The following is a 24,315-nucleotide window of genomic DNA, read 5'->3' on the forward strand; positions in this document are numbered from 1 at the left end:
CGTGCGCCTTTGTGACGCGCGGCCGATCCACAGTTGGCAAAGCTGCATGTCGCTCAAGCCCTCCTGGCGAAAGCAGGCGCAATCTCTCGGAAATGCGCCACCTGTTGCTGGATTGTTGGGGCTATCGTGTCGCCGACCTCTGTTCGGCGAGGCGCGATCTTCGCCAAACGCTCCATTGTCGGATAATCTTCGAAAGCTTTCCCGAGTTGCCTTCGACCCGACACGATAGACTGCGAAGGCGTTTGCTTGCGTTTGCATCGCCGCGTCGTCGTGGCCGTAGATGCGCGTGGCTCAGCAAGTGCTCGATCGATCAAGCTGCGTCCTTGTGCTGTGGAGATACCGGAAGCCATGGTGCTCTCCATCAGTGCACTCATTGGCTCGCGTCCAACGCAACCTCGAATGGCTGATCAGGCCCGAGGGCCGGCCAAAGGCCTCGATCGCCTTCCCGCAACGGCTCCGCTTGCTTTTTTCCCCTGCCGCGAAAGACGCGCATTCCTCGCGGGAGTCAAAAAAGCAGGCTCACGCCGTCCTCCACTGACGCTGCGGGCCCAAGGGCTGCGGGCCGATCGCTCCCCGGGGCCAAGGATCGCCATCGAGGCTGCGATGGGCGCGGCCCGAGCAACAAACGGAGACTTACCATGGCTACCATCGGCACCTTCACCGCACAGGACAACGGCTACATCGGTTCGATCAAGACGCTGACGCTCAACATCAAGGCGAAATTCTCCCCGAGCGACAAGGAGAACGATAAGGCGCCCGACTACCGCATCTTCGCCGGCGCCACCGAATTCGGCGCTGCCTGGAAGAAGACCGCCCGCGACAGCGATCGCGAGTACCTCTCGGTCAAGCTCGACGACCCGAGCTTCCCGGCACCGATCTACGCCTCGCTGGTGAAGGTCGACGGCGACGAGTTCACCCTGATCTGGTCTCGCCGCAGCGGCGACTGATCCTCACCTTAAATCTCGCGCGCCCCGCCTCTTCGGAGGCGGGGCTTTTTTGCTTTTGGAAGCAAGAAGAGCATTTTTGCTTAAGGGACTGCTAAGGGCTCCGCCCTCGCGCGGGCAAGGGTGAAGCACGCCATGCGTGCCGGCCGGACGGGTTTCCCCGGTCTTCCGCGCCATAGATCTTCTTGACGGTTTGATTGTCAGGCGCGTGCAGACGCGCGCGTGGTCGCGCGCCCTTGTCAGGCGGGTGATCCCCCTCCGCGTCCAGCCGCCCTTGCCCTTGCTACCCCAGGTCTCGCCGACGGGCAGGGTTGCAGCGCAGCGCTGCGCTTCAACCCAAGCCCAAAGGAGAAGACCATGAACATGACGACCTTGACCCAAAGCGAACAGCCTGTTTCCGGCGGTTTCCGCGTGGACGTATCGCGTGGCCAGCGGATTGGCCGTGTTTCCTCGGAATGGTTTGCGCGACCCGATGACGAACGCTTTCTGAACCTTTCCGATCTGTACGAGGCAGTGCGGGGCAGGGCGGAGCGCGCGCAGGCGCGGACCGTGGAAAGCCGGGCCATCCGGGTAGAAGCGAACCGAGATAGTTCAGAACGGCTTGCTTTGATCGTGCCCGGACGTGAGCAACAGGTCATGCCGACGCATTGGAGTTTTGGACAGTTGTGCACGCTGGTCGGCGCGCCAACCTCCTATTTGCGTCAGCTTCCCGCAGCCTTGTCGGCCATCAACCTGCAGCACGGCTTGCTGTCCCATCGTGCTGAACTCGTCAAAACCCTGGAAACCGATAACGGACGTGTCGAACTTCGCGCCGTGACCGGGCCGGATTACGGCCGCATCTGGGATCATGAACTGGTCGCCGCCGTCATGAACATCGCTGGCAACGGCACCGGTGACACGCGGTGGAAAGTCCCCGGCGTGTTGGATTGGAGCACGATGACCCATAATCCGTTCGTAGACGTGACCAAGGATACGACGACGCTCTATGCCAGCGATCGTGACGTGTTCCTTTTTCTGGTTGACGACACGAATCCGATTGAAGCCGGCCGATTGCCCGATGGCTCACCGGATTTGTATTTCCGGGGATTCTACTGCTGGAACAGCGAAGTGGGCAGCAAGACACTCGGAATTGCCAGTTTCTACCTCCGCGCCGTCTGCATGAACCGCAATCTGTGGGGCGTCGAGAACTTCGAAGAAATCACGATCCGGCACTCCAAATTCGCGGCCCAGCGTTTTGCGCACGAAGCCGCCCCCGCGTTGACAAGCTTCGCCAACTCTTCACCGGCGCCGTTCGTTGCCGGTGTCAAGGCCGCGCGCGGTCGGATTGTTGCCCGGACCGACGAGGATCGGGAAAGTTTCTTGCGCAAGGGCGGGTTTTCAAAATCGGAGACCGCGAAGATTATTGAAACCGTGCTTGGCGAGGAGAACCGGAAACCGGAAAGCGTCTTTGACTTCGTGCAAGGGATCACCGCGCTGGCCCGGACCAAGTCCCATCAGGATGCGCGGCTGGAGCTGGAAGGGAAGGCCAAGCGATTGATGGAACGCGCCATCTAGCAACATGGCCGCGCAATTTGAGAAAATTGCGCGGCTGCTTTCCATTTCCGTTCATGCGCCAGGTGCGCCGCCGCCGATCCGGCAAGCGGATCGGCGGCGGCAGACGTGTGTCTGCGCCGGCGCTCGCCGGACCTTCGGCCCGGCTCGCGCGAAAAGAACAGAGGCACATTCGTCAGTACGAAGTATTCAGATGGAATCTTTCACTTTTTCTTGGAGGATTTGGACCGTTCGCTGCGCGATTCATCATCTGGTAGGACAAGATCGATATGGCTCACGCCCAAGGTCGTTGCGAGTTCAAACAATGTAACGATGGTCGGATTGCGACGTCCGTTTTCGAGACCGCTGATGTATTGTTGGGTAAAGCCGGATGCTTCCGCAAACTTCTCCTGCGTGAAGCCCTTCTGCTTCCGCAGTCGCCCGAAGTTTCGGCCAACCAACTTGCGCATATCCATTCGCGCAAGTTGCTTCTTTACATACTATGAGGTTTATCTCCTATAGTATGTATTCCCAACTGCGTCGAATTCGACTGCCTTCCGGGAATAACAAACTTTCGCGAAGCTCGGCTGCGAACTGCCTTGAATAGGACTAAACTGGGGCTATCAGCTGGCAGGCGCAGCCCCGGAGCTCTCGAAGGAGTTTTATGCCGTCACCCCCACTGGACCCTGATGTTGCGGACCTGGCACCGGATAGCCCCGTGCTGACGGCCTATGACGAGCAACATGTCGTCACCTATCTCCGGCTGTTGGATGCAGACGCTGAGAATGCCGACTGGCGCGAGGTGGCGCGCATCGTGCTTCACATCGATCCGGACCAGTATCCGGAGCGTGCGCGAACGGCCTTCGAGAGCCATCTGGCTCGCGCCAAATGGATGACAAGCCGTGGCTACGGCCATTTGCTTCGCGGTGGTCCCGCCAAGGAGCCGGACAGGGACGTGTAGATCCAAATGGCGCAGAATAATTTCTTCGTTACGAAATATTTCGCGTAACCAAACGGTTCATTACGCATTGCAACCACAAATGGTTCACAATTTTCGTGCTGCAATGCCGCACCGTATTGCGTGAGGTCAAGTACAATGCCGGAATTCGATTGGCGCTCGCCCGAGGCCTATTCAAGAGTGCAGAACGCCGACCTGACTGGTCTTGCCTGGGAATGCCTGCGTCGTAACCCAGAATACCGAAAGCACTATTGCTCGCTTCCGAATCCACTTAACGGCGCTCCGGCCGAATTCCGGAAGAAATGGGGCCTGACTTTTCGCGGCTGACCCGCAAAAAGCCTGTTACGAGCAGATTGTCTTTTGGGCGCCAGAGGTGCTGCCGACCGTTTTGTCGGTGAGCACTTCTTCGTCGCAAGCTTCTGCTCAACCCATCGATCTGGATCTGACAAGACTGTCGCCCGGCGAGCTGCGGCAGACCACGGATGGCTGGCATGCCGTGCTCCGCGTTGGTGACGCCACGCATCGCGTGTGGCTGAAGGAACTGCCTGCAGCCGGGGCGTCGCAAGCCATAGAGCTGCCACTGGACTCGTCGTTTGAACTCCGCGCCCAGGCTGCCCAATCGCTCTGGCGTACGCTGAGCGGCCGTTCTCCCTGTCGACCGCTCGCTGACCATGCTCCACACCGACGTCAGCGGATGACCCTTGTCTTGCGTGCGCTGGATGGACGCAATGAGGGCAAAAACTATCGCGCGATCGCCGAAGGCCTCTTTGGCAAAAAGCGTATCCCCGAGCGCGCCTGGAAGACGCACGATCTGCGCAATCGTACGATCCGCCTCGTGCAGCGCGGCCTCGCCTTGATGCGCGGCGGTTATCGCGAACTCTTGCGCGCAAGACGCAAGGACAAATAGGCCTCTTTCAGGGGTATCGAAAATTCACCCCTCGATCTTCGGCATCCCCCTGCGAGGGAATGCTCCTCCATGATCACCGCATTCACGCTGTCACCGCAGCGATAGCGCGATCCCTTCATGGAGCCCTCGAATGCCCGATCCTATGGCCGGCCTGCCGCCACGCTTCCTCCGAACGCCGGAGGCTGCGCGATACCTCGGGCTGTCCGGTCGCACCTTGGAAAAGCACCGTACCTACGGCACTGGACCGACCTATCGGAAGATCGGTGGGCGCGTCGTCTATGCGCTTGATGATCTGAAGGCCTGGGCCGATCTCGGCGCCAAGACATCGACGTCCGACCCCGGGAAGGGGACGGTACTGCCTGCGAAGAAGCAGCCAGCACTGCGCCCCTATGCCGGCCAGGTACGTCGCTGATGCGGCACAAATTACGATCCGAGCGCAGCCAGCTCGAGCTGTTCCGTGCCTTGCCCGGTGATCTGGCGCCGCGCGACGCCCAGGATTTGATGGCCTATCCATTCTTTTCGCTCGCCAAGTCAAAGCGGGTTGTGCCGATCGATTTCCGGGCGGGTAACATTTCCATTCGGGTCGAACCGGTGCCGGAACATGGCATGGCGACGATCTGGGATGCTGACGTTCTGATCTGGGCAGCTTCGCAAATTGTCGAGGCGCGTGATGCCGGGCTGAAGACCTCGCGTCTGATGGCGGCAACCCCTTACGAAATTCTGACATTCGTTGGCCGCGGCACCAGCGTGCGCGACTACGATCGGCTCAAGGCGGGTCTCGATCGGTTGCAGTCGACCTCGGTGCTGACTTCGATCCGGCAACCGGCTGAACGGCGGCGGCATCGTTTCTCCTGGATCAACGAATGGAAGGAGACGGCCGACGCCAACGGGCGCCCAATGGGCCTCGAACTGATAGTGCCAGACTGGTTCTATGCCGGCGTTCGCGATGACGCGCTCGTGCTGACGATCGACCGCGCCTATTTCGGTTTGACTGGCGGACTCGAGCGCTGGCTTTACCGGCTTGTCCGCAAGCACGGCGGTCGCCAGCAGGGCGGTTGGAGTTTTGACTTTCTGCATCTCCACGCCAAGTCCGGCAGTCTCTCGCCGCTCAAACATTTTGCCTTTGACCTGCGCGAGATCGTCCGGCGGCAGACCTTACCCGGCTACGAGCTCGTGATCACGCGCGACCCAAACGGCGTCGAACGTCTGAGCTTCGCGCCCCGTTGCACCGATCCGTTCGTGGAGCGGCTTCGCAAGCGAGGTCTCCCACTTCAGGCTGGAGAGAAGCTGTGAATCATCTCGTGCTATCAGGGACCGCAACCCTCGTGCCATCGGGGACCGGATCCTCGTGCTATCGGGGACCGGAATCTGTCTCAAGCGATTGTCATCAATCGCGTTCCAGGCGCCGTAACCTTACTAACCAGAAATCCTTCGGATTTCTTCTAACGGACCGCGCCGTTTTCCTCGCTGTGCATAACTTGGGGCGCGATCTGCGCGCACGGCCCGAGGCGTTCGATCTTCTAGCAGACGGAGCGGCCTCATGAGCGATCTCACGCAGGTCGAGCTCGTCTGGCTGGAAAAGCGCATCGAGAACCGAATTCGTTTCGGTCGCGTGGCCGAGGAGCGAATTCTCGACCGGAATCGACGCGTTCTGTCGTTCGCGCCCGACAGCATTTTTGCGTTCGTGCGCTGGATGTCGAACGATTTTGGGACGATCGTTTCCCGCATCGATATCTTGCGAGCGGTAGCAGCGGGCCAACGCTGCTCGACTGTCCCCTATGTCAAGCCTGGCGGTGAGATTCTCTTGCGCCTGTCAGGTTGGCCAAAGGTGGAGCGCGTGTTGCAGTTGATCGATGCCGTCGAAGCGCTCGGCATCGATCCCGCCGACGCCGCCCCCGACTATTGGCAACACGTCCACAACCGCCTGTCCGTCAACGAAACGCCGCGCGCCTACACAAAGTCACGCCACCAGGCTTGGCTGCATCGGCGGAGGGCCGGCCCGTGACGACCCGCAACCGAACGCTCGGTTTGGCGATCGGCGCGGTTGCCATTGTCGCCGGGACGATCTTCGCAAAGCTGGATCCGCTCTTGGTCTGGAATGCTTCCCACAGTGTGCCTGTTGGCCTGTATCGCGTTCGTCCGGCGGGCAGCCACTATGTCACCGAACTCGTCGCCGTTCGACCGCAGGAGCCGCTGGCAACCTATCTGAACCTGAATGGCTATCTGCCGAAAGGAGTTCCGATGCTTAAGCGCGTGCTGGCGCTTCCCGGACAAATGGTGTGCAGGAACGGGAGCAACATATCTGTCGATGGCATCGAGTCGGGGAAGGCGCGGGAGCGCGACAGCCGCGGCCGACCGTTGCCAGTGTGGCAGGGATGCGACCTCGTCGGAGAAGGCGAACTCTTCCTCATGAATTGGCAATCTGCGGAATCTTTCGACGGGCGCTACTTCGGAATGACACCGGCAACGGCTGTCATTGGTCGCGTACTTCCCGTTTGGATATGGCAAGATTGATCCTGCGGTCCGTGTGCACCCTATCCGCCATTCCTCTGTTCGATCGGGCGCGGCACCATTCCTCCGTCCCGACCAACGCTGTCGCAGCCGCCGCGCGCACCGGCCGTCCAGGGCGGCCAACGGCCGGCGCGAAGCAGCTTTACCCTGGATGGTCGCGAGCACGGTGGCACGCTCGTCCTTTGCTGGGATTGCCGTTTGCGGCTCTGTGGCGGCTCGACTGTTTGCAGGTCTGAGGTCGCGCACGCTGCAAACGAGCGGAATCGCATTGTGTCGAAGTGCTTCGCATTCTTGACGGGGAGTCGTTGGGAGCAGGGGCAGACCGACGACGGACGGCAAGGGAAAAGCGCCGCCTTCGGCCGGGCGCATGTGGTTGGTGCGGCTGAGGTTTTAAGAGGCATCCGGAATGATCAAGCCATCGCTCCATTCCAAATCGTCAGCGAAATCAACGCGGCGAGAGCCGTCGGCTTGTGCAAATTCCCGGTGAGGCCCTCGTGAGCCAGCACGACAATGATCTTCGTGTTCGCCCAGGCCGCATTCGTGACGGCGGACGTAGCCCCTCTCATCCGAAGAGCTTTGTTGGCCAGGTCATGCGAGCGGCCAAGAGGGCTGGGCATGTCGGCGACGGTTTCGGGCGCGGTAAGGGCGGCGCCAGCCGGTCGCGCTTCGGACGAGGCCGGCGTGCCGCGCTCTCTTTGTCCCTCCGCTCGACCTCGCGACGCGTAGTGATGAAGGCACGCGTGGTCCGTCATCGCGGCACGCGCTTTCGTTCGGCGCCGATGTCCAAGCACATGACCTATTTGAAGCGCGAGGGGGTGACCCGAGATGGCGCGGAAGCGCGGATGTTTGACGCGACGTCCGATGCGGCGGAGGAGCGCGGCTTTGCTGAGCGATGCGAGAACGACCGGCATCATTTTCGATTTATCATTTCGCCAGAGGACGCCGCCGAGCTCGGCGATCTCCGCGCCTTCACGCGCGAGCTGATGTCCGACGTCGCGCGTGATCTCGGAACTAAACTGGACTGGATCGCGGTCGACCACTGGAACACAGACAATCCGCATATTCATGTTCTGATCCGCGGCCGCGCGGAGGACGGCCAGGACCTTGTTATCAGCCGGGATTACATCAGCCGCGGGTTTCGGGATCGGGCCGCCGAGCGCGTTACGCTGGAGCTTGGCCCGCGCAGCGAGCGGGAAATCCGTTCTGCCCTGGAAAGGGAGGTTGAGGCCGAACGCTGGACGAGCCTCGATCGGGCGTTGCGTATTGCGGTCGACGAGGGGGCCGGCGTGGCGGACCTTCGTCCCAGTGCATCAGGCGAAGACCTCGAACTCCGCCGCCTGATGGTCGGCCGGGCCGCCAAACTGGAACGCTTCGGTCTCGCCGAGCAGATTGCACCCGGCTGTTGGACCCTCAAACCCGGTATCGAGGACAAGCTGCGTGATCTCTCGATTCGCGGCGACATCATCAAAACGATGCATCGGGCAATGCGCGGCTTCGGGCGGGAGCCGGACGTATCTGGCTTTGCCCTGCACGGCGATGAGCCAGCGGATAGGGTGCTCGGCCGTCTAATCGAGCGCGGACTGCATGACGAACTGAAAGGTTCGGCCTATGCGATCGTCGACGGCATCGATGGAAGAACGCATCACCTCAAGTTCTCCGATATCGAAATGACTGGCGATGCCGCGCCCGGCGCAATCGTGGAGGCGCGGAGTTACGACGATGCTCAGGGCCGCAAGCGGCTGTCGCTCGCGACCCGGTCCGATCTCAACATCGAAGCCCAGGTAATGGCTCCGGGCGCAACCTGGCTTGATCGGCAGTTGCTCGCGCGGGATGCGGTCGTGGCGAACGGCGGTTTCGGATCCGAAGTGCGCGAAGCCATGGACCGCAGGATTGGCCATCTCGCAGGCGAAGGTCTCGCGCGTCGCCAGGGAGCAAGGATCATCTTTGCCCGCGATCTCCTCAATACCCTGAGACAACGGGAGCTTGATGCTGCGGTCGCAAGACTTTCGGCCGAGACAGGGTTACGCCACGGTCCTTCGTCGGAGGGCGAACGCATTGTGGGCATCTATCGTCGACGCGTAACACTGGCGTCAGGCCGGTTTGCCATAATTGACGATGGACTTGGGTTTCAACTCGTGCCGTGGCGGCCAGCCTTGGAGCAGTATCTCGATCGGCAGGTATCCGGCGTCGCGGCGAGAGGAGGTGCGGTGACCTGGAGTCTTGGAAGGAGGATCGGTCTCGGAATGTGATTGCCCAACTCGGGTCGAAACCTTCCTGGGCTCAGTCGAGCCGGGCATCGGCTTTTGTACGCCGATCTATCCGAACGCACGATGGCTGCGATTGAGTGGTTGCTCAGGGACCGGGAGTAGCCCTCTTGATAGCTCGCATTCAGCGCGTCGGTTGAGGTCGACCGGCATCATCTCTCTGCTTCGAACGCGCCCTGCGGAAAGTCACGTTTCAAAAGGTCCAACGATGAAACCCAGAATTGGCGTCTACCTCTCCGAGCAGATGGCCGCGCGGCTGGCTGCAGCCACCAAGCGTCCGGGCGCCAGCAAATCAGCGCTCGTAGAGGCCGCTCTTGCTCAGTTCCTCGGTGATGACGATGTCGTCGACAGCATCCCGGTAGACCGTCGTCTTTCCCTTATGAGCCGTCAGCTCGAACAGCTCGCTCTGAATCTTAGAATCGTCAACGAGACTGTCGCGCTGCAGGCCCGATACCAGCTTGCAGTGACTCCGCCGCTGCCGGCCGCCGCCCTGCGCGCCGCGTGCGCGCTCGGGTCCGAGCGGTTCGACGAGTTCGCTACGCAGGTTGCGCGTCGCGTTCAGTCGGGAACCTCGCTCATGCAGGAGACAATGGATCGGCTTGACAAGAGAAGGGATACTCCCACTGACGGCTTTGGAAAGAGAGCGGCACAGACTTCGTCGTTAACCCCCGAGCCAGGTCTCCCCAAGTCATGGCCGGCTGGTACCGAAGTGGACGCCGCTGCCGTTCGGGAGGGCGGCAGCCTGCTCAACTTTCCAGGAAAAGCAGGAATACCTCTGCGCTAGGTCTGTTGCTAAGAGGGACGTTGCTCACGGACGTTCGATTGGACTACCACGACGATCTCAACCGTCCAGTCATACGACTCTGTGTCGACTTGTTGGCGACCTGACAAGAAGCGGGCATCTGATTCTGCGCGTGTTCCTGCCGTTTGTTGCCGTCTACTATCTTGCGTTTCTCTTCCGGAACATCAATGCGACGATCGCCGGCTCTTTGACCGCGGAGTTTGGCCTCGCTGCTGGCGATCTTGGCCTGCTGACGTCTGTCTACTACCTCACCTTCGCGGCCGCCCAGATTCCGATTGGTATTATGTTGGACCGATGCGGGCCGAGGCGCGTTCAGAGTGTTGTGTTGGCAGCTGCAGCTCTGGGGGCGGCCCTATTTGCCGTCTCGGACCATTATTTGCTTCTCCTGGGCGGCCGTGCGCTGATTGGTCTCGGCGTCGCCGCGGCAATGACGGCTGGTATGAAAGCGCTCGTTGTCTGGTTTCCTCGGGAACGCGTTCCACTGCTCAGCGGCCTGATGGTCACCTTGGGAGCCATGGGGGCACTGACGGCAACCTTGCCCGCGGATTTCCTGATGGTGTCGATGGGCTGGCGAGGATTGTTTGAGCTACTCGCGATTGTCTCAGCTGGATGCGCGCTTCTCATCTATCTTGTTGTCCCGGAGGCGCCGGCGGCTACGCCGGTGGCGGGTGTACCAGCCACGAATGGTCTAAGGACGATTTACGCTGACCCACGCTTCTGGCGCCTGGCCCCGCTTTCGGCCACCTGTATCGGGACGGCCTGGGCGTTGCAGGGATTATGGGCGGCGCCATGGCTCAGCGATGTCGAGGGCTTCGATCGAGCCGGATTGCTCCGCTATTTGTTCGTCATGGCAATCGCGTTGAGCTTGGGCGCGCTTCTGTTGGGCGTGACGGCCGACCGGTTGAGCCGGCGCGGTGTCGGGCCATGGGTGCTATTCGGTCTCGTCGCTACGGTATTCATTGTGGCTCAACTCACATTGATCTTGCGATTGCCTTTGCCCTCATACATCCCGTGGGGGATCATTGCAGCGGTCGGTGCTGCTACTGTTCTCAGTCACGCGATACTGGCAGAGTATTTCCCTAAAGAGCTTGCAGGGCGGGCGAGCGCGGCGCTGAATGTGTTTCACATCGGCGGCGCGTTCGTCGTGCAATGTATGACGGGCCTAGTGATTCAGCTCTGGACTCCGATAGAAGGGCACTACCCTGATGTCGCTTACCAGACTGCGTTTGCTTTCAACGTGAGCCTCCAGATCGCGGCTGCCATCTGGTTTGCTCCAATTTGGGTCGTGACGCGATTTCTAAGGATGGCGCGCCATCCCGGTTGTGCCTAGTCGCCCGCGGCGGACATTCACACACCAACTTGAATACTTTGGACCAAGTTAAGTCCTGCAGAATTATGGCCCGGCGTTGCCAATGGCCTGCAGCCCGCGGTCGCAAAATATACACTGAAGCGCCCGCCGACGTTGCAGTCAGATCGCGTCAGCCGTGCACGTTCTCGATGTGCTTGCTTGGTTCGGAGCTCGTGCAAGTTGAAGCCTGAGGCGGTTAGGAGGGACAATAACCGCATGATGTGAAACGGCGCACATTTGATGCGAGCGGATTAGACTAAATTATTGCTGAAAGTCGTGGTGCGAACGTCCCTGTCCTCTAGGGAGCTTGCCATGCACAAACCGTTCCTGATCGCACGCCTCGCATTTGCGTTCGAAATAGCAAATGCAACAGCCAAGACGCTTCCCACTTGCTTTCGCCCGGAGTCGCCGGAACCAAAGAGCAATGTCGCGCTCTGAAGGTCGCTCTTAGGGAAGCCAATGAGAGATTTAGATCAGCAATTGGATCGGGTGCGACATGGATTGCCCGAGCTGCGGCAGAGTCAACTCAGAGAGTAAGAAAGTCTGCGGCGACTGCGGCGCGCCGCTATTCGTGCGCTGCCCTGCGTGCGGAGCCGACAACCCGTCGGGTAAAAGGTTCTGCGGCGACTGCGGCGCAGCGCTTACGCCGACGGAAGCCGCGCGAGTATCGGCAGCGGCTCGACCGTCGACGTCCACCGTGGTGCGGGTCACGGAGCCCTCGACCTTGTCATCCGCGCCAAGTTCTTCCGCCGAGCGCCGCCAACTCACAGTGATGTTCTGCGACCTCGTCGGCTCGACGGCGCTTGCGATCATGCTCGACCCGGAAGATCTACGGGAGGTCATCGCCGAGTACCGCGATGGTGTGGCGGCCATCGTCCGCAAGTACGGGGGCACGATCAGCCGCTACATCGGCGATGGCATGCTGATCCTGTTCGGTCATCCTTCAGCGCGTGAGGATGATCCCGAGAGCGCGGTGCGCGCCGCGCTTGAGATCGCCGCGGCCCGGCACGCGCCGAGCGCCCCACCGGATCTCGAGCTGCGGGTGCGTCTCGGGCTCGCGACTGGTCTCGTTATCGTGGGCGACCTCATCGGCAGTGAGGCCGCCGAGCCGCAGGCGGTGCTCGGCGAAACGCCGAACCTGGCCGCCCGACTGCAAGCGCTCGCCGAGCCCGACGGGGTGGTAATCGCCGAGGACACGCGGCGGCTCATCGGCGGGCTCTTTGATTACGAGGATCTCGGCGCGGTGATGCTGAAGGGCTTCGCCGCCCCGGTGCGCGCCTGGCGGGTGCTGCGTGAGGGAACGGCGGAAAGCCGCTTCGAGGCGTTCCACGCGGCAGAGCTCACGCCATTGGTTGGGCGCGAGGAGGAGCTTGAGCTGCTAGTGCAGCATTGGCAGCGTGCCAGGACGGGCACTGGCCAGGTAGTGTTGCTGGCGGGGGAGCCGGGGATTGGCAAATCGCGCCTCGTCGCGGCTCTCCAGGAGCGCATCGGGGACGAGCCGCACACTCGCTTGCGGTATTTCTGCGCGCCGCATCATCAGGACAGCGCGCTGTATCCCTTCATTGCTCAGCTGCAGCGAACCGTCGATTTCGAGCGCGAGGACACGCCGGAGCACAGGCTCAGCAAGCTGCAAACGGTGCTATCCCCGGCACTGCCGCCCGACGAGGACATAGCAATCCTCGCCGAGCTGCTATCGATTCCGACCGGCGAGCGATATCTGCCGATTGCCCTCACGCCACAGCGAAAGAAAGAGAAGACTTTCGATGCCCTGTTTCGGCAGCTTCAAGGTTTGGCCCGGCTACACCCAATAATGATGGTCTTCGAGGACGCACAATGGATCGATCCAAGCTCGCGCGAGTTGCTGGACCGGACCATCGATCGAGTGGCGACCCTGCCGGTACTGTCGCTGATCACGTTCCGTCCTGAGTTTCAGTCCGTATGGACCGGAAAGTCACATGTCAGCACGATGGTTCTGAACCGCCTTGATCATGAGGCGGGCGCCGCTCTGATACGGAGCATGACTGGCGACCGGGGACTGCCGCCCGAGCTCGTAACTGAGATCGCCGAGCGAACGGACGGTGTGCCGCTGTTCGTCGAGGAATTGACCAAGGCTGTGCTCGAAGCGGACGCGGCGGGGGTCGAGCGCGCTGTCTCCACTGCGCCACTCCCGGGGCTCGCGGTGCCGCCCACGTTGCACGCTTCGCTGATGGCGAGGCTCGACCGTCTTGGCCCGGTCGCGAAGGAGGTCGCGCAACTCGGCGCGGCCATCGGCCGAGAGTTCTCCTACGATCTGCTCTGCGCCGCCTCGCGCCGAAGCGAGAGCGAGCTGCAATCAGCGCTAGAGCGGCTGACGGGTGCGGGGTTGGTGTTTCGGCGCGGCGAACCACCCGAGGCCAATTTCCTCTTTAAACACGCATTGGTGCAGGATGCGGCATATGGCACGCTACTACGCGGCCAGCGTCGTGAATTGCATGCCCGTATCGCTGGCGCACTGGAGGAGAAGTTCGCGACGAGCGCCGAAGCGCAACCCGAGATCCTCGCGCGCCATTTTGGAAATGCCGGTCTGATCGCGAAGGCGGTTTCCTATTGGCAGGAGGCCGGCGAACGCTCCAAAGCGCGCTCAGCCACGGCAGAAGCGATCAGACAAATGCGGAAGGCGCTCGATCTGTTGTCCCATTTACCGGACGCCGCCGAGAGCCGACGCACTGAACTCCAACTTCAACTCGCAATCGGCGGCGCGCTGATCGCCGCCAAGGGCCATGCGGCCGAAGAGACCGGAAAGGCCTACGCGCGGGCGCGTCGTCTCTGCGAGCTGCTGAACGACACGCCGAATCTGCTCAAAGCATTGTGGGGCGAGTTCGTCCATCACCATGTGCGCGCCGAGACGCAATTATCGCATCGTGCCGCCGAAGAACTGCTCGAGTTGGCCGGACGACAAAACGACAGGGCCGGCCTGGTGGCCGGGCATCGGGCGGTCGGCGATAGCTGGCTGCATCGCGGAGAGTTGCGCTTGGCGCGCGCGCATCTTGAGCAGGGGCTCGCACTTTACGATCCCACGCGGCATCGATCTCTGACGGTTCTGTTCGCCGAGAACGCCAGCGTGGCGATGCTTTCCTTCCTGTCCCTGACGCTCGGGCTTCTAGGTTTCGTCGATCAGGCCCGAGCGCGGAGCAGGGAAGCCCTGGCAGAGGCGCGCGAGCTATCGCACCCGATCAGCCTTGCGTTCGCGTTAAGCGTCGCCTGCCGGCTGCATTTCGTGCTCGACGATCCACGGACTGTGCGCCTGCTCGCGGATGAGCTCATCGCGCTTACTACCGAGCAGGGCTTTGCCTTCTTTCTCGCGATGGGAACCGCGTATCGCGGCTGGACCATGGTCGAGGCCGGGGAATCAGACGCCGGGACCGATCTGCTGCGGCTCGGGATCGAGAGATTCCAAGCATCCGGCGCGGCGTGGACTCTTCCATTCTACCTCGCGCAGCTTGCCACAGCGCACGTGAAGATGGGAGCGCCCGAAGACGGGCTCGGCCGACTAATTGAGGCTTTGTCTCTGACCGAGAAATCGGGCGTGCGATGGTTCGAGGCAGAACTGCGATGCCGTCGAGGCCAACTGCTGTGGACGACCCGCCAAAACGCCGAGGCCGAGGCGGAGACCGACTTTCGCCATGCCATCGCGATCGCGCGGCAGCAGGAGGCGAAGCTCTGGGAACTCCGCTCCGCCATAAGCCTCGCCCGGCTCTGGTGCGACCAGGACAAGCGCGATGAAGCACGCGGTCTCCTCGCGCAGGTCTATGGCTGGTTCACCGAGGGCTTCGATACACCCGACTTGAAGAATGCGGGAGCCTTACTCGACGAACTAAGCGCATAGAAGTCGAAGCCCGGCTGATCGTCATTGCCAGCCCCGAACTCTGACTGCCTTGAAGCACATTGGGTGTCCCCTTTTTGCGGAAGAGCGGACCTGCTTGCTGTAGAGGCCGACTTCCGAGTCTGGCCCTTTTCGGACCTGACGGGCCAGACTGACGAAATCCGTTTATGGGGGCAAAGCAGACCTCGCCGATGCGGACGTCGACTTCCGAAAATGATCCCGGAACGGGCGCTGTTGTCGCGACGATGCGCGCTCATCGGCCGAGGCTCTTTCAAGACCTTAGTTCGCGAGGTCTAGTTGTTGCACCAGAACCACAGACGCGCGGCGCCAGCCGCCGGCGGCGCCGCCATGCCTTTCTTTCAACAAACAACGGACATTCCCTGCCGACAGCAACGGCAGGAGACCATCCATGCCCATCCACATTCTGCGGCTGCTCGCGAGTGTCCTTTCGCTGGCGCCCATAGTCTCTACATCCGCGACTGCAGAACCGAAACTTGAAATGCATCGTGTCGGCGTTAACGTAGCCGATGGCTCGGGATGGTATCCGGCTGTTTCGAGCAAAGGCTCGTTCTCGATCCTCCTGCCAATTCCCTTCAACGATTTCACAACTCGCAACCCGGGCACGGACGAAGTGAGCCATGTCGTCGGCGGCAAGAGTTCTGAGGGAATCAAGTTTACAGCGGTTGAACTGCCGGCAACTGCAAAGACGCCTGTCGACCTCGCGGCGATCCCCAAATCTTTCTCATCCAATCCGGCTAACAAAGTGTCTGATGTAAGCCGCAATACCAAGGATGACGTCGATAATCTGTTCTTCTCAGTCGCTAACACGGCAACGACTGCGCATTTCCGCTACATCAGGATGAAGGGTACGCTCCACATACTAACGATTGAATACCCCAATGCGTATCGCGACGTGGTGGCGGAAAAGAAAGATAAATTCTTCGGATCCTTTAAACTCAAGGGGAATCCTGATCGAGCAGAATAGGGTTTATCCGATCGGAATATCTCGTCCTGGCAGATATTGTTGCAAAAGTCTTTTTGGGGTGGCGAACGAAAATTCTTAGAGCCCGTGAACGCGTCTTACGCCCGGCGACGTGAAGGACCATATCGTTTCATCCAAGATCGATCACGGACCTTCGTAGCGGCGTTGAAAAGCGATGCAGCAGCAGAGAAGTCCAAAGATCCGCCTTCACAAGATTCTAGGGGCTGAACGATTTTCGACTTTGCAACAGTATCGGCACCTTTCAGACATGCTCCTAGCCTGCAAATGTCCGTTCATCGGGTAGATCGGAAGTCGCCGTGGTCCGGCCAAACCGACGCGAATGATCCGAACCTGACGTCGGCCGCTCGCCGATCAATGTCACAGCCTAGGCTGCAAGAACGCACCGATGCGCTCGATCGCTGCACGTGCTTCTGGCAGGATGCGCGCGAACATATGCCAGACGTGGAACATGCGCGGCCACAACTCGAGTTCGACATCGCAGCCGGCTGCTCGCAAGCGCTCGGCCATTCGCACCGCATCATCGCGCAGTGCCTCATCGCTGGCGGCAAGAACCAGAGTCGACGGCAGGCCCACCGGATCGCCATAGAGTGGAGAGGCATAGGGCGAGCGCGGATCCGTATTGCCGAGATAAAGCTCAACCGCCTTCGGCATCAGCTCAACCGGCACCATCGGATCGGAAGAACCGTAATCGGTGAGCGATTGGCCCGTCAGGGCGAGATCGGTCCACGGCGAGACCACGACGGCAGCGGCCGGCAAGGATGATCCCTCATCGCGCAAACGCATCATGCTCGCCAGCGCAAGCCCGCCGCCGGAAGACTCCCCGACAAACGCCACGTGACGCGGTTCGGCGCGCTGCGAGATGAGCCATCGATAGGCGGCCGTCACATCCTCGACCGCCGCTGGAAACGAATGCTCGGGCGCAAGCCGGTAGTCGATGCATAACACCCGCGCGCCGGTCACGTCGGCAATGCGCCAGTTAAAATCGCGAAACAGTGCCGGAAAGCCGAGCAGATAGGCGCCACCGTGAAGGTGGACGACGTATCGGTTTGGAAGCGAGCGGGGCGTCGCGATCCGCTCGGCTTTGACGCCGCCGGCGTCAACTACAACCAGCTCGGTCCCGCGCGGTACGCGCGGCACGAGCTGCGCGAAGCGGGCCACCTGTCGACGGGCATCCTCGATCTGAATGTCCGATTGCAACCGTGGCCGCATGAACCAAGGCAGACAGAAGCGGACAAGCTCGGCGCGCAAACTCATTTGCTCAAGCCAACAAAGTGGACGCGTAGCCGGAGACGATTTGTGACAGTCCCTGCGTCGTAGCCCGAAACGGGAGGCTCGCGTCAGATAGCTCGCGGGCCTCCGGTTTCCGAACCTTGCACGCCGGCGTTGCCGTTAGCCGGCAATTCGCGACTGCCGTCTATCCGACGATCTGGAACGCGTCAGCCGCACGCAACACCGTGCCGTCCTCCCAGTGGCGTCCGATCAGCATCATGCCAACAGGGAGCCCTGCCGACATGCCTGCTGGAACCGTGGCGGCCGGATGACCAGTGACGTCGAACGGGCAAGTGTTGGAAATCATTTCGAGTGCCCGCGCAACGTAGTCCTCGCGGCTTGCGTCCGGGGCTGGGAGTAGCGTGGCCTTCAAAGGTAACGTCGGCATGAGCAGGAGATCGACGCCTTTGAGTTGCTCATCGTAGGCGGCGCGTAGCACGCGCGCGAGGTTTTGGGCCTTCGCGTAGTAGCGGCCCTGATAATTGTCCTGCATGTACTGGCCAGGCAGGACGACGAGTTTGACGGTCTCCGAAAGGTCGTTGGCGCGCACCCGCCGGCTCCGGCCGTAGAAGTCCAGCAGCGAAGTCGTGTAGTGCCCTTTCCAGTTGGTTCCCATGCTGTTGCCCGCGACCATCAGCGCCGTGGCGCCCTCGACGGCGATAGCGTTCCAAATATGGATGCCATCGCGGTGGAGAGGGATCGATACCTCGCTCACGGCTCCCCCCGCTCGCCATGGTGTCGACATCGGGCTCGGAGTTGGGCCAGCCAAACCCTTCCTTAACGATCCCGATCCGGAGGCCGCGGGCGTCTCCGGTGAGCTGCTTGGTATATGCTTCCGTGCGCAGTCCCGCCGGTGGCGCGGGTCGAGGCCATCGGCCCCGGCGAGCACCTCGAGAAGCCGGGCGGCATCACCGGCGGTGCGGGCAATGGGCCGGTATGATCAAGTGTTAATTCAATCGGGAAGACACCTGTGTAGGGCACAAGCCCGTGGGTGGGCTTGTGGCCAACCGCTCCGCAGAAAGAGCTGGGAATTCGGATCGACCCTCCCTGGTCGCCCCCGATGGCCATGTCGCACTCGCCGGCGACGACGAGCGCCGCGCTGCCGCTGGAGGAGCCTCCGGTAGATCGCTTCGGATCGTGCGGATTGAGCACGGGCCCAGTGTCGGAGGTATGGCTACCGCCCGAGAAGCAAAGATGCTCGCACACGGCCTTGCCGACGACCTCCCCACCGGCATCAAGGATGCGGGTCACAATGGTCGCATCCACGTCAGGCACGTAGCCCTCCAGCACGTTGGAACCGTTCATCATCGGGATGCCGGCAACGCACACATTGTCCTTGACGGCGATTTTCTTGCCCGCGAGAGGCCCCGAAGTTGCGCCTTTGATCGAGCACCTCCAGTACCAAGCGTTGAGCCGATTGTCCGAGGCACCTGGACGGAACCCCGCGTCCCGCGGGTACTTCACCGCCAATGTCGGCTCCGCGAACTGGTCCAGGCGACGGTATGACGCGAGCACACCGTCCATAAGGTTGCGGAACGACGTCAAATCGTCGCGGCTGAGATTCAAGTTGTAGGATTTGGCGATGCGCTCCAATTCAGGCAGCGGTGGCTTGCGCAGAATCCGCGGCGCCGTCGCGGTCGGGGGTGGCGGTTGCATGCCGGCCTCGGCGGCCGCACGAACGGGCGTTGTCGCCGCGGCGACGGTTGCCGCTACCCCGGCCGTGCCAGCATGAAGAAAGCGACGACGCGAATAGTTTGGCGGTGCTCTCATAGCACATCCTCCCTCGACCAATGGGCTGCTTCTCAAATCCACCGCTCGCCCTAAAGTGTCGGGGCCGTCTGGTGGTCGGTAGCCGCGACGGTCGCCAAGCGGGGGCCGCCGACGCTGCGGCCGGCGTGCCAAGCTGCAACATCACAATGAGCTCTTGCATCCGGACAGGGCGGAGGCGCAGCTGCCGCATGAGGTCGGAACGTGAGGCGGCCGAGCAGATCGGTAACTAAGGCCTCTACTGGATGCCTCCAGCATCCTCGCGCGGACTGCGGAGCGACGCGCCGTCCAGCAGGCAGATTATCGTGCAGCCACCGGCGATCTTCAAGAGCTTGCATCTTTCCCGGTCTGCGCTCGTCAGCCACGTCGCGGGGCACCTCGACCTTCGCGACACACGCACAGTCAAGCCACGCGCGCGATGTCCAGGCGTCTTTGACGCCGACGGGCTCTCAGAATGTCTGCTTATTGGGGTAGACCGGAAGTGATCGGCAGAGGGCCAAATCGTCGCTTCTGCCCCCCTGCGGACTGGGTCGAAGCCACACTGGGGCACGGCTGGACGCCCGTTCGAGTCGAGTATCCACGCTCAATGTGCGACGCAAGCGGATGCCGAGCTAATGTGGTTGCATTCCATCAGGGCCTCGGGACCGGTTCTGACCAGGCGCGTAATCCATCGCGATCCGAACTCCGCTGGCCATTCAAAGCCGCTTGAGGTGCAAGCTGGCGAACGCGTCATCCGGATGCTGGCCGATGGCGGGCTCGGCATGCACGCCGATCCGCATCACGCCCAGATGACGCCTTTCCGCGGCAGCGTTCGCGAAACGACTCGCTCCAGTCGTCCATCGACAGGGCGCACGCCACGGCACGCGATGCATGGTCCGGCTGGTCGCCGGGATGGGATCGGTGCCGCCTTCGCAGCTGCAAAATCCCCGTTTCACCCCCAAGTTCTGTCTTAGCACTGCAAGCGTCAGAACCTTTCCGATCTTCACGGTGTTGACTTTGTGAGTTCCGCGCGCTGGACGGGGACGAAGCTGTCCGCGCCCTCACCTGGAGGAGGTCACCATGACGCTTACGAGCATTCGGGATTGGAGCGAGGCTCTGCTCACATCCCTTGCGGCCGCGATGGCCGTATTCTTCGCCGCCATTCCCAAGATTCTTGCCTTTGCCGCGATCCTGATTATCGGCTGGTTCGTCGCGGCCTTGGTGGCAAGCGCAATCGCGGCGGTGCTTCGGCGAGTCCGCTTCAACGAACTATCCACGCAATCGGGGTTCACCGGCTTCGTTCATAACATGGGGTTGGAGACTGATGCCTCGGGAGCGATTGCCCTCACGACGAAATGGTTCATCAGGCTGATCGCGCTTGTGGTTGCGTTCGACGCTTTGGGTCTACCGGCCGTTTCGGACGTGTTGCGACAACTCCTGTTGTGGATTCCCAACCTTATCGTCGGAATCGTCGTTCTCGTCATCGGTGGCTTGGCGGCGAATGCCCTGGGTAACTTGGTCCGAGGCGCTACGGCACAGGCCGACCTGGGCAATCCCGACCTCCTCGCCAAGATTGCAAAGGTCATGGTGTGGGCCTTCGCCATCGTCGTAGCCGTGAACCAGATCGGTGTTGCTCAGACGTTGACCAATACGCTGTTCACGGCTGTCGTCGGCGCAGCAGCTCTCGCGCTCGGTCTGGCCTTCGGGCTCGGTGGACGAGAGACCGCAGCCGAGATAGTCCGTCGATGGTACGACTCGTCGCGAGGTGTCGAGTCGAAGCTCGACGAAGCTGCTGAAGCCGGCCGGCGCTTGGGCGAACACGCGGCAGGTACTTCCCAACCGCCGCGCCAGTCCAGCAGGTGAACGTGATGACACCGGAATACGCGAAGGCGACGATTGAGCATGTTCCGCAGAACACTGGACGCGATGGTGCCGTCGATTTTGTTGCCAAGATGCACGAGCTCGGCGTCTTCTCGCATTCTGCCGCCGGCAGAGAGCTCTACTGCAGCTCGAACGGGGACCGCTGGTACCTAATCCGTACGCTGACAGAGTTTCTGTTGTGCACGTGCCCAACGTCTCTTCCGGCGGACGCACGGAGAAGTTAGAGATCAGGGAATTCTTACGCGCGAGGCGGAGACGGACCGGAGCATCAAGAGTTTCAAGAGTTGTTGCGTCTCATTGGGACGCTGATGGAGGCTACTTAGCCCGAGCGCGCTGCTGTCTTGATCTCGCTGCTGCGCCACAGGCCTAACCTCCAATCACAGGGGCAATGGTGCGAGGCGGCCCGGTCTTGGCTCCCAAACCTAGTCGGGCCTCCAATTAGGTGGAGTGGCAGTCTTTTATAGGGGCAGCTACGCGAGCATTCATGAGTACAAGCGAAGCGGACGTTGTTTCGAGGTGCTGTCCTCAAGGGGACTCACATAGAGCCAACCGCTCGGTGAGTTCGCGGCCATAATTGCGCACATTGGAGGTCTCATGCGATTCATGTTCCGTGTTCTCGCCGCATCCGGGGTTCTCGTCTTCTATCTCCCCGTGATCTCGGGAGTCACGCTTGCGATTGCTGATGCGACTGGCGGGTTGCCGGGCACTCTTACCGGCTGGTGGAAGTATATCGGCGATGTGATCGCCGAAGGCGCTGGCTTTTCTGCAAGCTACAAAGAGAACATGTTCACTATATGGGGCATCGCCGCGCTCCAGTGTCATCGGTCACACACTGCTTTCGATTTCGAGGGCGTGGATGCATCGATGAGGAATTTCGGAAACCCTGCTACTTGCCTTAACGCAACCGAAGGGAATGACTGCGCGGTGTCGTGCACCAGATCGCTCGCGGCCTGCGAGGCTGTCCGCTTGTGGCACCTTTGAGACATGCCCGCCTATCCTGAAAATGTCCGTTCACCGGGGTGGACCGGAAGTCGCCGTGGTCCGCTCAAACCGACGCGATTGCCCCTTTTCTGAAGTGCTGCGAGGGCGCGACGAGGCTCGCAATTGATGAAGAAGCAGAGGTCTGGGGCGGCCTCCAGCTTAGGGCCGCGGCTCATTGCGGGACATCAACCTCGTGGGTGCGATCTTCATGGGCATGTGGCTCGAGGCCCGGCATGGGCGCGCCCGTGAAATAACCTAGAGCGCCAGGATGCAGCGGGATGCGCGAGTCTGGTGGCTCGGAGGACGAACCGCTCGGCAGCAGCAATTCGGGAAGGGCGCTGCGGCTCTTGTCCAACGCCTCGGCGATCAACCAGGCATGGCGTGCTGCAAAGTCGTCGCGGCAGACGAACAAATACTCTCCGATGCCGACGACGGTGAACAGCTTGACTGGTCCGTGCTCGGCGAAGGGGGGCCTCCCTTGTCGAAGGGCTGCCGCATCGTTGCGCCGCATCAGCGCGACGTCCAACTGCTGCGAGCTGATCAGACTGGCGATGCGCTCCTTGTGCGGCGCCCTGCTCACCTGAGCCTCGCTGCTCGGCAAGCGATCCGCGAGGACCTCAGCTACCCGCTTGCCGAGCTCGAACGAGGGAGGATCGGCGCGCGAAGTCAGGATCAGCAGATGACGCCGGCGGTAGACGCCCCACTGGCCATAGGGTGCGTGGCCACAAAGGAACATGGCTGCGGCGCCGGCCCCCGCCGTTCGGAGGAATTCCCGGCGGTTCGGCCTCCCGCCAACCTCAGGACCTTCGGTCTTATACCACACGCTACTACTTGCGGAATATGGTGGTCGGCAGGATGGCGGAGACTGCGTAGTTCGGCACGTCGACGACATTGCCGATACGCAGGTCGGCGGCCACGCTCGCCACGACATATGCCTGCTCCGGCGTGAGGCCCTTCTCGACAACCATCCAGTCGATCAGCTCGATCAGGGCGTTGCGCGCCGCCAGCATCAGATCCTCCGAGAGGTTCTCGAGCGGGCCGATTTTCTGGCTGTCGAGGTAGGTATGGTAAGGTGGGATCTGGTCCTTGGCTTTCAGCGGGAAGCCGGTGGTGGCGTAGAACTCGGTCGGCGCCAACCGGATGAGCTGATTGCCGCCTTCGAAGTGCGGGACTTTGACCTTCGCGGCTTGCGCTTTGCGGATCTCGGTGACCAGCGTGACCGTCGCCCCCATCTCGATCGCCGTGCCGGAGACCTCGCCATCGCCTTGCGCGAAATGGACGTCGCCGACGAACAACCCGCACCCGTCCACGAAGCAGGGCAGCAGCAGCGTCGTGCCCACCACCATCTGCTTGATGTCCATGTTGCCACCGTTCTCGCGCGGCGGAATGGTGCGCAGGCACTCATTCTTGCTGCTTCCGTTCTGACCGCAGACATCGCTCGGCAGCGCACCGAGCGGCTGCGGAGTCAGCACGACGCCGCCCGCGCTCTGCAGCGCCGCCTCGCGCGTGAGGATCGTGGCCACCTCGGGCTGGCCCGGCAGCACCCCGACCGTGCCCATAAATCCGTTAAAGGGGATGACGACGCCCGGGATCTGGTCGGAGACCGCCTCCTTGCGGTTGAGTTTCCAATTGGCGATGAAAGGCTTGGTGAAGCGATCGCGCAGGAAACCGAAGCCCGGGACGATCACCGTGTAACCGTAGTCGTCCGGCTGTACGTCGAGGAGTGTCACCGCCAGTACGTCGCCGCGCTGGGCACCCTCGATGAAGACCGGGCCGGTCAGCGGATGGACGAGATTGAGATCGGCCGCCGACACATCCTCGGGCTTGGAGCCGAGGTTGAAGTCGGAGTCGAAGGCGTCGCGCGTCTCAAAGACGATATGCTGACTGGGGTTGGCGCGACTCACCGGCTTGATGGCCGGGTGCATGCGGTTCATGCAGTTCTTGTCGTCGACGCAGTGCGCACCAGTCTTCGCGACGCGCACAATCTGCCACGCCTTAACGGACGTCGTATCCGCATGCGCTGCGGTTGCGCTGAGCAGCAATGTTGCGGCCGCAGTGATGATCCAGAATTGCCCGGATTGCATCATTCGCTCCTCCCTCAGCAGAATCGTGACCCTACTCTAGTCGGGACGACGATCGGCAACGCCTTGGGCGCCCGGCGGCACGATGAGGAGATCAAGATCTCGTCCTGACGACCGTCCGGCGAAGCTACTCCCCTTTGGGGTAAGTGCCAACCACCATGGGGTCGAAAGGGCGGAAAAACAACGGCCCCTTCACCGCCATGGCGTTCTTGTCGGTCCAGCATTTCC

Annotated in this window: 20 protein-coding genes and 2 pseudogenes; 17 read left to right on the forward strand and 5 right to left on the reverse strand. The window is 61.6% G+C overall.

The genetic code is table 11. The annotated features are described in order from the left end of the window. The first annotated feature begins 638 nt into the window (after window positions 1–638). Together V1292_RS21895 and V1292_RS21900 are read left to right on the forward strand one after the other, a co-directional pair. On the forward strand, window positions 639–947 hold the full coding sequence (locus V1292_RS21895) for a DUF736 domain-containing protein (protein WP_334374743.1): 309 nt from the start codon (window positions 639–641) through the stop codon (window positions 945–947). Between the two features lie 360 nt (window positions 948–1,307). Then, window positions 1,308–2,498 carry a DUF932 domain-containing protein gene (locus V1292_RS21900; RefSeq protein WP_334377118.1) on the forward strand — a complete coding sequence of 397 codons (1,191 nt, stop codon included), beginning with the start codon at window positions 1,308–1,310 and terminating at the stop codon, window positions 2,496–2,498. A gap of 200 nt (window positions 2,499–2,698) precedes the next feature. Here the strand turns inward: V1292_RS21900 and V1292_RS21905 are convergent, their stop codons facing one another. Then, a complete protein-coding gene (locus V1292_RS21905; RefSeq protein ID WP_334374744.1) occupies window positions 2,699–2,950 on the reverse strand; it encodes a helix-turn-helix domain-containing protein in 252 nt (83 codons plus the stop codon). A gap of 188 nt (window positions 2,951–3,138) precedes the next feature. On the opposite strand from V1292_RS21905, the gene V1292_RS21910 reads away from it, so the two are divergent. From V1292_RS21910 to V1292_RS21965, 13 genes and pseudogenes are all read left to right on the forward strand, one after another. Then, on the forward strand, window positions 3,139–3,435 hold the full coding sequence (locus V1292_RS21910; protein WP_334374745.1) for a DNA -binding domain-containing protein: 297 nt from the start codon (window positions 3,139–3,141) through the stop codon (window positions 3,433–3,435). A gap of 135 nt (window positions 3,436–3,570) precedes the next feature. Beyond that, a complete protein-coding gene (locus V1292_RS21915) occupies window positions 3,571–3,759 on the forward strand; it encodes a transcriptional regulator domain-containing protein (protein WP_334374746.1) in 189 nt (62 codons plus the stop codon). 46 nt (window positions 3,760–3,805) lie between these two features. Beyond that, complete coding sequence (locus V1292_RS21920) at window positions 3,806–4,339, forward strand: DUF2285 domain-containing protein (protein ID WP_334374747.1); 534 nt, start codon at window positions 3,806–3,808, stop codon at window positions 4,337–4,339. Between the two features lie 130 nt (window positions 4,340–4,469). Then, on the forward strand, window positions 4,470–4,751 hold the full coding sequence (locus V1292_RS21925; protein WP_334374749.1) for a helix-turn-helix transcriptional regulator: 282 nt from the start codon (window positions 4,470–4,472) through the stop codon (window positions 4,749–4,751). After that, window positions 4,751–5,632: a replication initiator protein A gene (locus tag V1292_RS21930; protein ID WP_334374750.1), complete on the forward strand. Its 882-nt coding sequence runs from the start codon at window positions 4,751–4,753 to the stop codon at window positions 5,630–5,632. Before V1292_RS21925 ends, V1292_RS21930 begins: the two co-directional genes overlap by 1 nt. A gap of 247 nt (window positions 5,633–5,879) precedes the next feature. Next, entirely contained in the window at window positions 5,880–6,344 is a 465-nt protein-coding gene (locus V1292_RS21935; RefSeq protein WP_334374751.1) for a DUF2840 domain-containing protein, read from the forward strand. Window positions 6,345–6,373: 29 nt separating this feature from the next. After that, on the forward strand, window positions 6,374–6,853 hold the full coding sequence (locus V1292_RS21940; protein ID WP_334377119.1) for a S26 family signal peptidase: 480 nt from the start codon (window positions 6,374–6,376) through the stop codon (window positions 6,851–6,853). A 491-nt stretch (window positions 6,854–7,344) separates the two neighbouring features. Continuing rightward, entirely contained in the window at window positions 7,345–9,099 is a 1,755-nt protein-coding gene (locus tag V1292_RS21945; RefSeq protein WP_334374752.1) for a relaxase/mobilization nuclease domain-containing protein, read from the forward strand. Between the two features lie 223 nt (window positions 9,100–9,322). Continuing rightward, a complete protein-coding gene (locus V1292_RS21950) occupies window positions 9,323–9,898 on the forward strand; it encodes a ribbon-helix-helix domain-containing protein (protein WP_334374753.1) in 576 nt (191 codons plus the stop codon). A 130-nt stretch (window positions 9,899–10,028) separates the two neighbouring features. Next, window positions 10,029–11,246 carry an MFS transporter gene (locus V1292_RS21955; RefSeq protein WP_334374754.1) on the forward strand — a complete coding sequence of 406 codons (1,218 nt, stop codon included), beginning with the start codon at window positions 10,029–10,031 and terminating at the stop codon, window positions 11,244–11,246. A gap of 514 nt (window positions 11,247–11,760) precedes the next feature. Beyond that, window positions 11,761–11,886: pseudogene (locus tag V1292_RS33910) on the forward strand (double zinc ribbon domain-containing protein); the annotation flags it as partial. A 102-nt stretch (window positions 11,887–11,988) separates the two neighbouring features. Then, window positions 11,989–15,129 carry an AAA family ATPase gene (locus tag V1292_RS21960; protein WP_334374755.1) on the forward strand — a complete coding sequence of 1,047 codons (3,141 nt, stop codon included), beginning with the start codon at window positions 11,989–11,991 and terminating at the stop codon, window positions 15,127–15,129. A gap of 406 nt (window positions 15,130–15,535) precedes the next feature. Next, a complete protein-coding gene (locus V1292_RS21965) occupies window positions 15,536–16,111 on the forward strand; it encodes a hypothetical protein (protein WP_334374757.1) in 576 nt (191 codons plus the stop codon). A 375-nt stretch (window positions 16,112–16,486) separates the two neighbouring features. On the opposite strand, the gene V1292_RS21970 is transcribed toward V1292_RS21965, so the two are convergent. Further along, a complete protein-coding gene (locus V1292_RS21970) occupies window positions 16,487–17,383 on the reverse strand; it encodes an alpha/beta hydrolase (protein WP_334374758.1) in 897 nt (298 codons plus the stop codon). Between the two features lie 160 nt (window positions 17,384–17,543). Further along, window positions 17,544–19,054: pseudogene (locus tag V1292_RS21975) on the reverse strand (amidase). A 1,230-nt stretch (window positions 19,055–20,284) separates the two neighbouring features. Here V1292_RS21975 and V1292_RS21980 point away from each other — a divergent pair. Next, window positions 20,285–21,007: a mechanosensitive ion channel family protein gene (locus V1292_RS21980; RefSeq protein WP_334374759.1), complete on the forward strand. Its 723-nt coding sequence runs from the start codon at window positions 20,285–20,287 to the stop codon at window positions 21,005–21,007. A 612-nt stretch (window positions 21,008–21,619) separates the two neighbouring features. Then, window positions 21,620–22,006 carry a hypothetical protein gene (locus V1292_RS21985; RefSeq protein ID WP_334374760.1) on the forward strand — a complete coding sequence of 129 codons (387 nt, stop codon included), beginning with the start codon at window positions 21,620–21,622 and terminating at the stop codon, window positions 22,004–22,006. 172 nt (window positions 22,007–22,178) lie between these two features. Here the strand turns inward: V1292_RS21985 and V1292_RS21990 are convergent, their stop codons facing one another. Both V1292_RS21990 and V1292_RS21995 read right to left on the reverse strand, forming a co-directional pair. Next, on the reverse strand, window positions 22,179–22,742 hold the full coding sequence (locus tag V1292_RS21990) for a hypothetical protein (protein WP_334374761.1): 564 nt from the start codon (window positions 22,740–22,742) through the stop codon (window positions 22,179–22,181). A 91-nt stretch (window positions 22,743–22,833) separates the two neighbouring features. Next, complete coding sequence (locus V1292_RS21995; protein ID WP_334374762.1) at window positions 22,834–24,093, reverse strand: acetamidase/formamidase family protein; 1,260 nt, start codon at window positions 24,091–24,093, stop codon at window positions 22,834–22,836. Window positions 24,094–24,315 lie beyond the last annotated feature (222 nt).

The sequence above is a fragment of the Bradyrhizobium sp. AZCC 1719 genome, from assembly GCF_036924525.1.
Taxonomy (GTDB): Bacteria; Pseudomonadota; Alphaproteobacteria; order Rhizobiales; family Xanthobacteraceae; genus Bradyrhizobium.